This window comes from Micromonospora salmantinae, from assembly GCF_022230905.1.
GTDB classification, from domain to species: Bacteria; Actinomycetota; Actinomycetes; order Mycobacteriales; family Micromonosporaceae; genus Micromonospora; species Micromonospora salmantinae.
On the sequence record NZ_JAKKFG010000045.1, the window covers coordinates 351,625 to 365,180 of the forward strand.

General features: G+C 73.7%; 13 protein-coding genes. 7 read left to right on the forward strand and 6 right to left on the reverse strand.

The features are described from left to right. The first annotated feature begins 57 nt into the window (after positions 1–57). Positions 58–900 (forward strand): helix-turn-helix transcriptional regulator, encoded by an 843-nt coding sequence (locus tag PSH03_RS30555; RefSeq protein ID WP_238691143.1) that lies wholly within the window; start codon positions 58–60, stop codon positions 898–900. Here PSH03_RS30555 and PSH03_RS30560 read toward each other — a convergent pair. Continuing rightward, positions 858–1,865 (reverse strand): ArsR/SmtB family transcription factor, encoded by a 1,008-nt coding sequence (locus PSH03_RS30560; RefSeq protein WP_238691333.1) that lies wholly within the window; start codon positions 1,863–1,865, stop codon positions 858–860. The genes PSH03_RS30555 and PSH03_RS30560 overlap by 43 nt on opposite strands. 129 nt (positions 1,866–1,994) lie before the next feature. Here PSH03_RS30560 and PSH03_RS30565 point away from each other — a divergent pair, with 129 nt between their 5' ends. Further along, entirely contained in the window at positions 1,995–2,525 is a 531-nt protein-coding gene (locus PSH03_RS30565; protein ID WP_238691144.1) for a nuclear transport factor 2 family protein, read from the forward strand. A gap of 68 nt (positions 2,526–2,593) precedes the next feature. Here the strand turns inward: PSH03_RS30565 and PSH03_RS30570 are convergent, their stop codons facing one another. Next, on the reverse strand, positions 2,594–3,445 hold the full coding sequence (locus tag PSH03_RS30570; RefSeq protein ID WP_238691145.1) for an aldo/keto reductase: 852 nt from the start codon (positions 3,443–3,445) through the stop codon (positions 2,594–2,596). A 96-nt stretch (positions 3,446–3,541) separates the two neighbouring features. After that, complete coding sequence (locus PSH03_RS30575; protein WP_238691146.1) at positions 3,542–4,507, reverse strand: LysR family transcriptional regulator; 966 nt, start codon at positions 4,505–4,507, stop codon at positions 3,542–3,544. A gap of 52 nt (positions 4,508–4,559) precedes the next feature. On the opposite strand from PSH03_RS30575, the gene PSH03_RS30580 reads away from it, so the two are divergent. Beyond that, positions 4,560–5,483, forward strand: coding sequence for a serine hydrolase (locus PSH03_RS30580; RefSeq protein WP_238691147.1), 924 nt, complete (start codon positions 4,560–4,562; stop codon positions 5,481–5,483). A gap of 153 nt (positions 5,484–5,636) precedes the next feature. Continuing rightward, positions 5,637–6,614, forward strand: coding sequence for an MBL fold metallo-hydrolase (locus tag PSH03_RS30585; RefSeq protein ID WP_238691148.1), 978 nt, complete (start codon positions 5,637–5,639; stop codon positions 6,612–6,614). 134 nt (positions 6,615–6,748) lie between these two features. On the opposite strand, the gene PSH03_RS30590 is transcribed toward PSH03_RS30585, so the two are convergent. Continuing rightward, positions 6,749–7,417, reverse strand: a complete 669-nt coding sequence (locus PSH03_RS30590) for a response regulator (protein WP_238691149.1) — start codon at positions 7,415–7,417, stop codon at positions 6,749–6,751. Beyond that, positions 7,414–8,571, reverse strand: coding sequence for a sensor histidine kinase (locus PSH03_RS30595; protein ID WP_238691150.1), 1,158 nt, complete (start codon positions 8,569–8,571; stop codon positions 7,414–7,416). The genes PSH03_RS30590 and PSH03_RS30595 overlap by 4 nt, the downstream gene beginning before the upstream one ends. 169 nt (positions 8,572–8,740) lie before the next feature. Between PSH03_RS30595 and PSH03_RS30600 the strand changes: the two genes are divergently transcribed. The 3 genes from PSH03_RS30600 to PSH03_RS30610 are packed head-to-tail and all read left to right on the forward strand — an operon-like array spanning position 8,741 to position 12,984. Next, positions 8,741–9,490 carry an ABC transporter ATP-binding protein gene (locus tag PSH03_RS30600; RefSeq protein ID WP_238691151.1) on the forward strand — a complete coding sequence of 250 codons (750 nt, stop codon included), beginning with the start codon at positions 8,741–8,743 and terminating at the stop codon, positions 9,488–9,490. After that, a complete protein-coding gene (locus PSH03_RS30605) occupies positions 9,484–11,907 on the forward strand; it encodes an ABC transporter permease (protein ID WP_238691152.1) in 2,424 nt (807 codons plus the stop codon). Before PSH03_RS30600 ends, PSH03_RS30605 begins: the two co-directional genes overlap by 7 nt. A gap of 42 nt (positions 11,908–11,949) precedes the next feature. Next, a complete protein-coding gene (locus PSH03_RS30610; protein ID WP_238691153.1) occupies positions 11,950–12,984 on the forward strand; it encodes a hypothetical protein in 1,035 nt (344 codons plus the stop codon). A 1-nt stretch (position 12,985) separates the two neighbouring features. Here the strand turns inward: PSH03_RS30610 and PSH03_RS30615 are convergent, their stop codons facing one another. After that, entirely contained in the window at positions 12,986–13,549 is a 564-nt protein-coding gene (locus PSH03_RS30615) for an SOUL family heme-binding protein (protein ID WP_238691154.1), read from the reverse strand. Positions 13,550–13,556 lie beyond the last annotated feature (7 nt).

Genomic DNA, 13,556 nt, shown 5'->3' on the forward strand with positions numbered 1-13,556 from the left:
CGAGGCTGGGACCGGCGGTACCACCCTCGCCGGCCCGGCCCGGGGCATGCTGGGGGCATGACGAGCAGCGGCCTGCGGCGTGACGAACTGGCGGCGTTCCTGCGTACCCGCCGCGCCCGGCTGCGCCCCGCCGAGGTCGGGCTCCCCGAGGGTGGACGCCGACGCACCCCGGGGCTGCGCCGGCAGGAGGTCGCCCAGCTCGCCGGCATGTCGATCGACTACTACATCCGGCTGGAGCAGGGCCGCGGACCGCACCCGTCCCGGCAGGTGCTCGCCGCGATGGCCCGGGCGCTGCTGTTGAGTCGGGACGAGCGCGAGTATCTGTTCCGGATCGCCGGGGAGAATCCGCTGCCGGCCGGCGGGCCGAGCCGGGAGGTGACCCCCGGGCTGCGGCACCTGATCGACGCGATGACCGAGACTCCGGCGTACCTCGTCGACGCCGCGTACCAGGTGCTGGCCTGGAACCGGCTGGCCACGTACTTCATGGGCGACCTCTCGGCCGTGCCGGACGCGGACCGCAACATGATCCGCTGGACCTTCCGGCATCCGGCGACCGACAGCCACTGGACCGACGCCGAGACCATCTGCTTCGTCCGTAGCACGGTGGCGGACCTGCGGGCCGCCTACGGCCGTTACCCGGCCGACCCGGCGATCCGCGAGCTGGTCACCGAGCTGCTCGGTACCTCGCCCCGGTTCGCGCGGCTCTGGGCGGAGCATGATGTCGAGGAGCGCCGCCCCATCGTCAAGCGGGTGCCGCATCCCGAGCTGGGGTCGTTGGAGTTCGAGTGCCGGGTGCTGCACGTTCCGGAGACCGACCAGCGAATGATCGTCTACGTCCCCGAGCCCGGCTCGCCCACTCAGGCGGTGTTCCGCCGGCTCGCCGAGCGCGTCGCGCCCTGACCTGGCCGGCAGCCGACCAGCCCGTCCCCGTCGTCGGACCGCCGGTAGAGCACGCTGTGCCGCTCCCTGGTGCGCACCACCAGACCGGAGCGCAGCAGCACCCCCAGGTGGTAGGAGATGGTGGCCGGGGCCAGCCGGTGCCGCTCGCTGAGCTGCCCGGTGGACCGGGGCACGTCCAGGTCCGCCAGGATCGCCGCCCGGCTCGCACCGACCAGGTCACCGAGCCGATCCGCCCTGCGCTGGACTGTCGGCCCGGCACCGACCGGGTAGACCAGCACGGCGTTGCCCTCGTCGCACAGCTGGGTGGAGAGCTGGGGCCAGGCCAGCGCCGACGGCGCGAGCACCAGCTCCGCGCCGGTCAGCGCCGTGGTGATCCGGTACGAGCTGTCGATGGTCAGCGACCTGCCGGTCCAGCCGACCTTCGGGTGCAGGCCGTTCAGCATGCTGCCCACTCCGGCGGTGGCCATCGCGGTGGCTCGCACGGCCAGCTCGGCCTCCAGCGTGGCCCGCACCGCCGGCCACTGCTCGGCGAGCGAGGTCTGCCAGAAGTGCCGCAGCCCATCGGTGACCCGCCGGGCGAGGGTGCCGTCCTCGACCGCCGCGCGGACCCGCGCCGGGATCCCGCCCGCCGGAAACCGCTCGTTCACCTGCGCCGCCACCTCGTCGGCGGGCGTTGCGGCCGTGGCCGCCAACTGCTGCTCGAAGGCCGCGTCGAGCGGACCCAGCGGCGGCTTCGGCGTGAGCAGGTCCGGCGTGTAGCCGAGCCGGCCGGGCGGCGTCACCAGCTCCGCGACCAGAGCCACGTCGGGGTGCCGCAGCGCGGCGCGGGCGGCCGGACCGGGATCGCCGTGCACCGGATGCCCGAACCGCGAGAGCGCGGCCCGCAGCCAGGACGTCACCTCCCAGGCCGGCGAGATCGCCAACCGGAGCCGGGCGAGGCTCGAACCGTCCAGGTGCGCGACCATCACAACGCGGATCGTACAAGCGGTGGCATCGATGTGCTGTCGGCATTCGAGCTGGTTCGAATCACTGGCCGACCGCGGGGCGGGCCGGTTTGCTGCGACGGCACAACCACTCGTCCGAAGGAGAACCCGATGCGTCCATCCGCCTCCGCCCGTCCCGCCGGCCGGCTCGGCCGCACGATCGCCCTGCTCGGGCTCACCGCCGGCCTGCTCGCCGCCGCTCCGGCAGCGGTGTCGGCCGCCACCCCCGGTCCGGGCGACACCACAACCGGGGACGCGGCGGCCCGCGGCTGCGAGCGCGCCTTCGACCGCGCCGTCCGGGCGTACGTGGAGACCACCGCCCGGCGCGACCTGGACGGCTTCGCCGCGCTGCTGCACCCCGAGGTCACCTCCGTCTTCGCCTCCGACGGGGAGGTGCTCGACGGCAAACGGGCCACAGTGGACTGGCTGCGCGGGTTCTTCGCCGACGATTCCTGGACCCAGTCGTTCAGTGTGGCGAAGCAGACCGTGGTGGGCTGCCGGACCGGGTTCGTGCTGTTCGACTCCGTCTACGCGGTGCCGGCCACCGGCACCAGGGTGCCGCTGCTGATCGGGGTCAGCTATACCTACCAGCACGGCCGGTGGCTGGTGCTGCAGAACCAGGACTCCGTGGGCCGGATCTGACCAGGGGGTCGTCACCCGGGGGGAGGGCGGGCGTCACCGCGGTGGCGCCCGCCCCTCGGCGGCTCAGGTCAGCTGGGCAGGTAGGCGAAGGTGTCCGGGTTCGGGCCCTGCCGGCCGGCCTCGCCCTTGTCCAGCACGGTGATCCGCTCCATCGCCGCGTCGTCCAACTCGAAGTCGAAGATCCGGGTGTTCTCCTCGATCCGCTTCGGGGTGGTCGACTTCGGGAAGATGATGTCGCCGCGCTGCACGTGCCAGCGGAGCACCACCTGCGCCGGGGTCCGGTCGAGCTGCTCGGCGATGTCGACGACCGTCGGGTCGTCGAGAACCTTGCCCTGCGCGATCGGCGACCACGCCTCGGTGAGGATGTTGTGCTCACGGCCGTAGGCGCGGACCTCGTCGTTTGTGAAGTACGGGTGCGCCTCGATCTGGTTGACCGCCGGCACGACGCTCGCCTCGGCGGCCAGCCGCTGCAGGTGCGACACCTGGAAGTTGGACACGCCGATCGAGCGGGCCCGGCCGTCGCGCTGGAACTCCTCCAGCACCTTCCAGGTCGAGACGTAGTCGCCGTCGTACAGGGTCGGCAGCGGCCAGTGGATCAGGAACAGGTCGATGTAGTCCATCTTCAGCGCCGCGAGCGTCGAGTCGAACGCCCTGCGGGTGTCGTCGGGGCGGTGGAAGCCGTTGTTCAGCTTGCTGGTCACATAGACCGAACCCCGGTCGAGGCCGGACACGCGTACCGCCTCGCCGACCTCGGCCTCGTTGCCGTACATCTCAGCGGTGTCGATGTGCCGGTAGCCCACCTCGAACGCAGTGGTCACCGCCGCGACGGTGTCCTTCGGCTCGATCTGGAACACCCCGAAGCCGAGCTGCGGAATGGTGGTGCCGTCGTTCAGGCTGATGTCGGGAATCGTGATTGCCACTGCGGCTCCTTCGCGTCTTCGTTTCCTGTCATCCATACCCGGGTGGGTGGACGATCCACCGCCCAATCGGGGTGACGGAGGCAACGGCCGGTCGGTTCACCCGGTCGTGTCGAACAGCACCGGCCACGGCCGTGCCGCCGGCACCGACGTCGCGGCCGGCGCGGGCGCTGTGGGCTCGGCGTCGGCCAGCACCTCCGCGGCGAGTTGGCCGAACATCGCCGCCGCCGGGTGCGCCGACCGGTCCGGCCAGGCCGCCGAGGTGCGCTTGGCCAGCGGCGCGTCGCTGATCGGCCGCCAGGCCATCCGGGGTTCCCGGCGGGCCACCGCCGCCGGTTCCACGGCCACCCCGCCGCCGGCCAACACCAGCCCGCACAGGAACTCCGGGTTGCGGGCCGGACGCACCCGGGCCGGGCGCCACCCGTGCTGCCGGCACACCGCCAGCAGGTGGTCGTGCCAGCCGGGGGCGGTGGCGCGGGGAGCGGCCACCAGATCCAGACCGGCCAGCGACGCGAGCGTCACCTCACGGCCGCGGGCCAGCGGGGAGGTCCGCGGCAGCAGCACCCCCAGGGGTACGTCGACCGGGGCGCCGAAGCGCAGCCCGTCTGCCGCCACCGGGTGATGTACGAGCCCCACGTCCAGGGTCCGCTCGGTGAGCATCCGCACCTGCTCGGCAGTGGTCAGCTCGTGCAGCTCCACGTCCAGGCCGGGTGCCCGGGTGGCGAGCCCGTCCAGCAGCGAACGCAGCGTCACGGCGGGCGTCTCCGGTGGCACCCCGGCCCGGAGTACGCCCAGCTCACCGGCGCGGATCTGCCCCATCAGGCTGCGGAGTCGACCCTCGCCGGCGAGCAGCTCCTCCGCCTCGCCGAGCAGCAGCTCACCGGCGGTGGTGAGGCGTACCTGGCGGCGGGACCTGTCGAACAGCTCGACAGTCAGCTCCCGTTCCAGTCGCTGGATCGACTGGCTCAGCGGCGGCTGGGCCATCCCGAGCAGCTCCGCGGCCCGCCCGAAGTGCAGTTCGCGTGCTACCACCACGAAGTGCCGCAGGTGCCGGAGCAGATCCACGGCCGGGACCCTACGCCAGCGCGACCACTGCGGCGCTGGATACCGTGCTGGCGTGGACGTGGAGGAACGGATCGAGGCCATCTTCGCCGCCGTCGGGGTGACAGCCAGCCTGCACGTCGTGGACCTGGACGCCGTCGACCTGAGCGCCGTCGAGGGCGGCGGACCGGTCGATGGCGCTCGTGAGGTCGGGGTGCGGGCCGACGAGCAGGTGGTGATCGCCTCGATCTTCAAGATCCTGTTGGTGTTGGAGTTCGCCCGGCAGGTGGAGGCCGGTCAGGTGGACCCGACCGAGCGGGTGGTGGTCACCGCCGCCGACCGGCTCGGTGGGTGGGGTCTGGCCGGCTGCGACGACGACGCCGAGGTGTCGCTGCGCGACCTCGCGTACTTCGCCATGTCGGTCACCGACAACACGGCAGCCGACCTGCTGCTGCGCCGGGTCGGCCCGGACCTGTTGCCGATGCTCGCCGTCGAGTTGGGGCTGACCCGTACCCGCGTCCTCGGTGGCCCTCGGGACCTGGTCGAGATGATGCTCGCCGACGTGGGCGCCCGGACCGAGGCGGAGTTCGCCCGGATCTTCCCCACGCTGCCGGCGGAGCGGGTCCGGGCGATGCGGGTCTTCGACCCCGCGCACACCACGTCCAGCACCGCCCGGGAGATCACCCGGCTGCTCACGTTGATCTGGCGGGACGAGGCCGGGCCGGCGGCGGCCTGCGCGATGGTCCGCACCTGGATGGCCCGGCAGATCTTCTGGACCCGGCTGGCCGCCGGCTTTCCGCCCGGCGTCCGGGTCTCCGGAAAGACCGGCACCCTGCCCGGGTTCCACCTGGAGGCCGGGGTCGCCGAATACCCCGACGGGGGCCGGTACGCGATCGCCGTCTTCGCCCGCGCGGAACGGTTGACCCCGCGCCGCATCGACGTGGACCTGGCGATGGGGGAGGCCGCCCGGACGGCCGTCGAGGCGCTGCGCGGCGACTGATTTTGCGACCCTCCGGGTGCCGCTACACCCCCGCTGAGCAGCACCGATATCCGCCGGCGTATCGAAGCCGACGGCGCTTGATCTTGGACCGTGGCCGGGTGCCGCTGGTTGGCTCGTGGTCGACACATCACCCGACCACGGGGAGTAATCCGCATGCCCAGTCTCGACCGCCGACGCTTCCTGCGCGACGCCGCCGCCACCACCGCCCTGGTCTCCGCCGGTGGCCTCGCCGCCGGCGTCGCCACCCCGGCCCAGGCCGCGCCCTCGACCGCCGCTCCCACGCCGACCGCTCGCCGCAAGGGCGCGGTCAGCTTCCGCTGGTGGGGTACGGCCGGCTGGCGCGCCGACATCGGCGACCGCACCCTTCTCGTCGACCCGTTCCTCAGCCGGATCGACACCGGGCTGTTCACCGGGGCCTTCAAGACCGACACCGCGTTGACGGTGCGCACCGACGTGATCGACCCGCGCGTCGACCGGGCCACGACGGTGCTGGTCACGCACACCCACTGGGACCACTTCATGGACGTGCCGTACATCGCCAAGCGCACCGGCGCACGGGTGTTCGGCACGCTTACCGCGTACCACCTGGGGTTGGCCTACGGGTTGCCGTCGACGCAGCTCAGCGCCGTCAAGGGTGGGGAGGTGCTGGACTTCGGGGACCACAGCGTCGAGGTGGTCGGCTCGCTGCACAGCCGCAACCCGTCGTACTCGGTGGCCTTTCCCGGGGTGCGGGTGAGCCCGCCGCCGCAGCCGGCCACCATCGCCGACCTGCCGGAGGGCGACACGCTGGGCTACCTGCTGCGGGTCGACGGCGGACCATCGGTCTACTTCACCGGGGCCAGCGACGTCGCCGAGCGGAACCTCACCGGCCTCGCGCCCGACGTGGCGATGGTGGCCATGCAGAACGCCACCACCACGGGCGACTACCTGCCCCGGCTGCTGGCCGGCCTCGACTACCCGAAGGTCGTGGTGCCGGTGCACTACGACAACTTCGAGACGGCGTTGCAGAACCCGCCGCCGGTCGCCCCGACCGACCGAACCCGCCTGAACGAGATGATCGCGGCGGTGCGCCGGATCTCGCCGCGCAGCCGCGTGCTGGTGCCCGAGTACGAGACCGCGTACCACTTCTGAGCAGCGTCGGTGGGGGTCGCCGAGCCGCGGCCCCCACCCCGGTCAGGAGGTGGTCATCTCCGCCAGGGCCCGCACCGACTTCCAGTTGCGGGAGTACCTGGTGATGGCTGCTGCTCGGGTGCGGACCGACCGGCTCAGCGTGGGCCGCCCCGCCCCACCAGGCCCGTCTCGTACGCGACGATGACCAGTTGGGCCCGGTCGCGTACCGCCAGCTTGGTCAGCAGCCGCCCCACGTGCGTCTTGACTGTGGCCTGGCTGAGGTTCAGGTGCGCGGCCAACTCCGCGTTGGACAGGCCCCGGGCGATCAGCGCGAGCACCTCCCGCTCCCGATCGGTCACCCCGTCGAGCTGCCGGGGCAGCGGCCGGGTCGGCTCCGGCTGCCGGGCGAACTCGTCGATCAGCCGACGGGTCACCGTCGGCGCGAGCAGCCCCTCCCCGGCGGCGACCACCCGGATCCCGGTCAGCAGGTCCGCCGGTGGGGTGTCCTTGAGCAGGAACCCGCTGGCCCCGGCGCGCAGCGCCCCGTAGACGTACTCGTCGAGGTCAAACGTGGTCAGGATGATGACCCGGGTGCCAGCCGTCGCCGGGTCGGCGCAGATCCGCCGGGTCGCCTCGATGCCGTCCATCTCCGGCATCCGGACGTCCATCAGCACCACGTCCGGCCGGTGCTGCTCGGTCAACGCGACAGCCTCCACGCCGGTGCCCGCCTCACCGACAGTGGTGCAGTCCGGGCTGAGATCGACCAGCAGCCGGAAACTGCCGCGCAGCAACGCCTGGTCGTCGGCGATCAGCACGCGGATCACGCGGCCACCCGGTAGGGGAGGCTGGCCGTCACCGCGAAGCCACCGTCGGAGCGGGGGCCGGCGCGGAACTCCCCGCCGTGCAACGCCACCCGTTCCCGCATGCCGATCAACCCGTGCCCCTCCCCGCCGAGCAGGACCGGCCGCTGGCCGTCGTCGGTCACCTCCACCCGCACCTCGTCGGGCAGGACGGTCACCGTGGCCCGGCAGGCGGCCGGCGCCGCGTGCTTCACCACGTTCGTCACCGCCTCCTGCACGATCCGGTACACGGCGAGGCCCACCGACTCCGGCACCGCGCCGGCCGGCTCGTCCCGCCGCACGTCGAGCCGCACGTCGACGCCGCCGATCGCCGCCTGACGGGCCAGCAGGGGCAACTCGTCCAGCCCGGGCGTCGGCGCGTACGGGCTGTCCTCGCGCAGCACGCCGAGCACCCGACGTACGTCGGTCAGCGCGGTGCGGCCGGTCTCCTCGATGACCCGGAGCGCGGCACCCGCCTCGCGGGGGTCGGCCTCGGCGACGTGATTGGCGACGGCCGCCTTCACCACGATGAGACTGAGCGTGTGCGCGACCACGTCGTGCAGCTCGCGCGCCACCCGCAACCGCTCCTCGGTGGCGGCCTGACGGACCAGCTGATCACTCTGCCGGGCGGCGAGGGCGCGTCGCTCCCGGATCAGCCAACCGATCACCCAGGCCGGCGCGACCATGACGGCGGCGTAGGCGACCGCACCGGTCCGCGACCAGAGGTCGCCCGCGGTCAGCACCAGGCCGACACTCACCAGCGCCAGACAACCGGCGGCGCAGAGCATCGAGCGGCGGGTGGGCGTCGCCACGGCCACCGTGTAGAAGGACAGGCCGATGGCGAACGCCGGCGCGGCGGCCGCGAAGTTGGGTATCACCCCGGTGATCAGGGCGACGGTGGCGACCGAGCTGATCACGACGGCCACCGCCATCGGCCACCGTCGCCGGACGGCCAACGGCAGCCCGAGGGCCATCCCGACCAGCACCGACACCCACAGCGGTTCGCGTACGCCGCCGTGCAGCGGCGACTCCAGCGCCGCGTACGGGCAGAGCAGCCCACCGACGGCCACCGCCAGCAGGGCGTCCACGGTGTACAGGTCCACCGGCCGCATCCGTCGGGTCAGCAGGAGAGCGGTCACCCGTCGAACGGTAACGGCCGGCCGGGTCGGCCGCGTCCGCCTGCGGGTGGTCATCCCGCAGGACGACGTGCCGGCGCGTGCGGGCCGTCGACTCCACCCGGGGGAGGGGCGGAAAGTGCCAGCCCCGGCACGACGCGCCGCACCCCCGGCATTCGGCACCGTAACGGTCATGACCACAGACACGGTGACCCTGACGGGGCTGCGCGCGGTGTACGGCACCGGAACCCGGCGGGTGACGGCGCTCGACGGCGTGACCACCGCCTTCGCGAGCGGCACGTTCACGGCGGTGATGGGCCCCTCCGGCTCGGGGAAGTCCACCCTGCTGCACTGCGCGGCGGGGCTGGACCGCCCGACCGAGGGGACCGTCACGATCGACGGCACCAGCCTCAACGACCTCGGTGAGGACGAGCTGACCCGGCTGCGGCGGGACCGGATCGGCTTCGTCTTCCAGGCGTTCAACCTCGTGTCCACGCTGACCGCCGCCCAGAACGTCGAGTTGCCGTCGCGCCTGGCCCGCCGCCGCCCGCCGGCCGGGGACGTCGCCGCAGCCCTCGACGCCGTCGGCCTCGCCGACCGGGCCGGGCACCGGCCGAGTGAGCTGTCCGGCGGGGAGCAGCAGCGCGTCGCCGTGGCCCGAGCGTTGATCACCCGTCCGGCGGTGGTCTTCGCCGACGAGCCGACCGGGGCGTTGGACAGCGCCTCCTCCCGGCAGGTGCTCCGGCTGCTGCGGGCGCTCGTCGACGACCACGGGCAGACCGTCGTGATGGTGACCCACGATCCCGCCGCCGCCGCGTACGCCGATCGGGTCCTCCTGCTGGCCGACGGCCGCGTCGTCGACGAGCTGACCGGCCCGATCACCGCCGCCGCCGTCGCCGCCCGGATCGCCGAGCGGGAGACCGTCGCGGAGTCGTCGTGCTGAGCGTCCGGCGATCGGCCAGCGCGTTCGTGGCAGTCGCCATCGGGGTCACACTGGTCGCGGCGGCCACCCTGCTGCTCGCTTCCGGCCGCCCGCAGGTGCCGGACCGGCTGGCGCGGGCGGCGATCGTGGTGCAGAGCCCCGAGGCGGGTGCGTCCGCTGACGAGTTCGTGCCGACCCGCCCCTGGTCCGCCACCACGGCGGCGGAGTTGGTCGGCGGGCTGGCCGGTCTGCCGGACGTGGTGGCGGCGGTGCCGGACCGCACCTTCTACGCGCAGCCGCTCGTCGACGGCCGGCCCTCGGTCGCCGACACCCGGCGGGAGGACGCCTACCAGGGGCACGGCTGGTCCAGCGTCCAGTTGGGTGGGCTGCGCCTCACGGCCGGCGAGCCACCCCGCCGGCCCGGCGAGGTGGTCGTCGACAGCACGCTCGGACTGCGCGCCGGCGCACCGGTCACCCTGCTGACCGCTGTGGGCCCGGAGTCGTACACAGTCACCGGTCTGGTCGACGGACCCGGCGTCCACGTCGCGGACGAGGTCGCCGCCGCGCTCGCGCCCGGTGTGCGGGCCATCGGGCTGGTGCTCGCGCCGGACGCCGATCCCGAGCGGGTCGCCACGGCGGCTCGCGGAGTCGTCGGCGGCGACGGACGGGTGCTCACCGGTGCCGCCCGTGGTGCGTTGGAGCCGCGCGGCGACGCCCGTACCCGGTGGATCGGCATGCAGGTGCTCACCGCCACGGCGGCCCTCGCCGGCTTCGTCACGGTGTTCGTGGTCGCCTCCACCTTCGCGTTCACCATCGCGCAGCGTCGCCGTGAGCTGGGCCTGCTGCGCGCCGTCGGCGCCACCGGGCGCCAGGTCCGCCGCATGGTCTACGCCGAGGCGCTCGCCGTCGGCGTAGCGGCAGGGCTCGTCGGCCTGCTGGTGGGCGCGGCGCTCGCCCCGTTGCTGGGTCGGCTGCTGGTCGACGTCGGCTACGAACCGTCGACCTTCCGGGTCCGCTACGAACTCTGGCCGGTCGCGGTCTCGCTCGCCGCCGGGCCGGTGATCGCGTTGCTGGCCGTCTGGTCGGCGTCCCGCCGAGCGGCGCGGGTCCGCCCGTTGGAGGCGCTACGCGAGGCCGCTGTGGAACAGCGACCGATCGGTCGGCTGCGCGGCGCCACCGGAGTGCTGCTCCTCGCGACCGGGGCCGCTCTCAGTCTGGGCACGGCGACCGCCGACGAGGCGCGGGTGGGGGCGCAGTACGCGCTCTACGCGGTGATGGCGCTGGTTGCCGGCACCACAGTGCTCGCCCCGGTGGTGGTCGGGCCGCTGGTGTGGCTTTTGCGTTCTCCGGTGCGTCGGCCCGGTGGCGCGATCGGGATGCTGGTCCGGGGCGGGGCGTTGACAGCAACCCGGCGGACCGCCGCCATCGCCGCGCCGGTGCTGCTCACTGTCGCGTTCGCGGTACTGGTGTCCGGGATGGTGCGCACCAGCACCGCCGCGTACGCGGCGGGTCGGGCGGACAACGTGAACGCAGGCTGGATCGTCGTGCCGGACCGCGCACCCGGCCTGTCCGACCGGGCCGTCGCCGCCACCGGTGGCACCGCGCTCCTGCCGACCACCGTCTACCGCACAGACCCCGGAACGTCGCCGCAGGACCGGCCGATGACCGCGCTCGGCGTGGACCCGGAGGGCTTCGCCGCCGCGAACCGGGTGCTCACCGTCGTCGCCGGTTCGCTGAACGACCTGAGGGGTGACGACACGGTGGTGGTCGGCGTCTCGGCGAACCGGCTGCCGTCCGAGCCGTACCCGGTGGTGTTCGCCGACGGGACGACGGTGTCGTTGCGCGTCGTCGCCGTGGTCGACGACACCTCGATCCCCGGCGATCTGCTCGTGCCCCGGGCCGTGGTGCGGGCGCACGACCCGTCTGCGCTGACGTCCACCGTGTACGTCCGGGACCGCGTCGATCCACCGCTCGGCGCGCGGATCCTCGACGTCCCGGGCTGGGCGGCCGAGGCGGACGCCGCCGAGGACCGCCTCGTCTGGCTCTTCACACTGCTGCTGATCGGGGTGTCCGCCGGCTACGGGGCCATCGCGGTGGCCAACACGCTGCTGCTGGCCGCCGCCGGCCGCGCCGCGGACCTGCGGCTGATCCGGATGGCCGGGGCGACCCGACGGCAGGTCATCTGGCTGGTCACGGCGGAGTCCGCACTGGTGGTCCTGATCGGCGCGCTGCTGGGTGGGGCTGTCGCGTTCGTCGGTCTGCTCAGCATCAGCGCCGGCCTCGCCGAGCAGGTCGGCGCACCCGTCGACCTGGTGATGCCGTGGTCGGTGGTCGCCGGGGTGGTGGGCCTGTGCCTGCTGCTCGCGGTGCTGTCCAGTGTGTTGCCGACGTGGCGGCTGCTGCGCCACCGTCCCGCCCGGTCACCGGTCGGCGGATGACCGCGCCCCCCGCACGGGCGGTTGGGCCGCTACCGTCCACGGATGCGATCCGCGCGCCCGGTCGGGCTGCTCCTCTCCGCCGCCGCCGTCGTGCTCTGGGCGTACGGCATGACCACGTGGCAACCGCTGACCGAGCCGCTCGGCCCGTGGTCGGAGCACCTGCCGGGCAACAACGCCTACTGGGCGCGCGACCTGCGGTTCATGGCGATCATGGCGGTGCCGCTCGGGTTGGTGCTGGCCGGGCGGGGGCAGATGCGGTGGAGCGGACCGGCGGTGGTGCTGGGCGGCTGCTGGGTCGCCGCCGACGTGGCGATCGACCGGGCCGACCCGATCGGCTCCGACGCGACGGTGCTGCTCGCCGTCGCCGGGTGCGCCGTGCTCGGTGTGGTCGCGGCGCTTCTGCTGTGGTGGGAGCGCCGCACCCCGCCAGCGCGGGAGCCTGACACGTGGTCGGGGCGGGAGCGCGGCACGCCTCCGGCCACCGACCGGCGGGTGCTGACCGGGGCGGCCTGCGTGGCCGGGGTCCTGACACTGGTGGCGGCAGCGATGGAGTCACCGACCGACCGGGAGCCGGAGCTGAACCAGGGCGCCCTGGCCACGGCGGCGCTGCTGGTGGCACTGGCCGTCGGTGCCGCGCTCGCGGCGGCTCCGACGCGGACCCGGGTTCGCGTCGGGCTGGCGGCCGGCCTCACCGTGGTGGCTCTGCTCGGCGTCGGGCTGGTCCGTGCCACAGCGCCCGGCACACGCCTCCTGCCGGAGGTCGCTCTCGGGGCGGTGCTGCTCACCGGGGTCACACTGCTGGCGTGGGACTGGCCCGGTGGTCGGCCGATCTGGTGGCACCACGCCCTGGCCGCGCTCGTCGCGCTCGTGGGCCCGTTGGTGTTTCTGGTGGCCACGGCCATCCCCATGATGATCATGATGCCGATCGGCGCGACGTTCACCGCGCTGGCCGGCAACAGCCCGATCCACGCCGCCGACTCCGATCTGCTGGTCTCCCTGGCCGGGCTGCTCTCCGGGCTGGGTATGGCAGTGTTGCTGGCTCGGCCGAGCGTCGAAGACCGTCGGCGGCTCCGCTAGCTCACTCGACGACCGGCAGCACTACCTCGTTTCGGCGCAGGAACCACGGCTTCCACGGCGGGTCGAAGCGCGCGTACCGGATCGCGCCGGTCGGTTGCAGCCCGGCCGCGGTCACCGACCGGCCGAGCATCGTGGCCCGCTGGCTGAACGCCTGCTCCGTCCACCGCCCGGAGAACCGCATCGCCGCCGCCAGCCGCCCGGGAACCGCGCGGATCCGCACCCGGGCGTCCACCGGCTCGGGCAGGGTGGCGGTGGTGAAGCTGGCCGGCATGACGAACTGGATCAGGTACGCGCCCGGCCACTCACCCTCGATCTGCACCACCGGCGCGGTCATGGCGATCTTCTCCGAGCCGCTGGCCGCCGCCATCGCCGGCGCGGCGGAGCCGATCGGGTGCCGGGCCCGATTGGCGCCACCGATGTACGCGGCCAGCGGCCGGAACGCCTCGATCGGCGCCCGGGTGAACGACGCCTGGATCTGCATCTCGGCCACCAGGTGGGCGGGGTACCGACGCAGCTCGAAGCCGGGGTGTCGGGACACCACCCGGTACGGCTGCTGTTCGGTCATGGCGCGG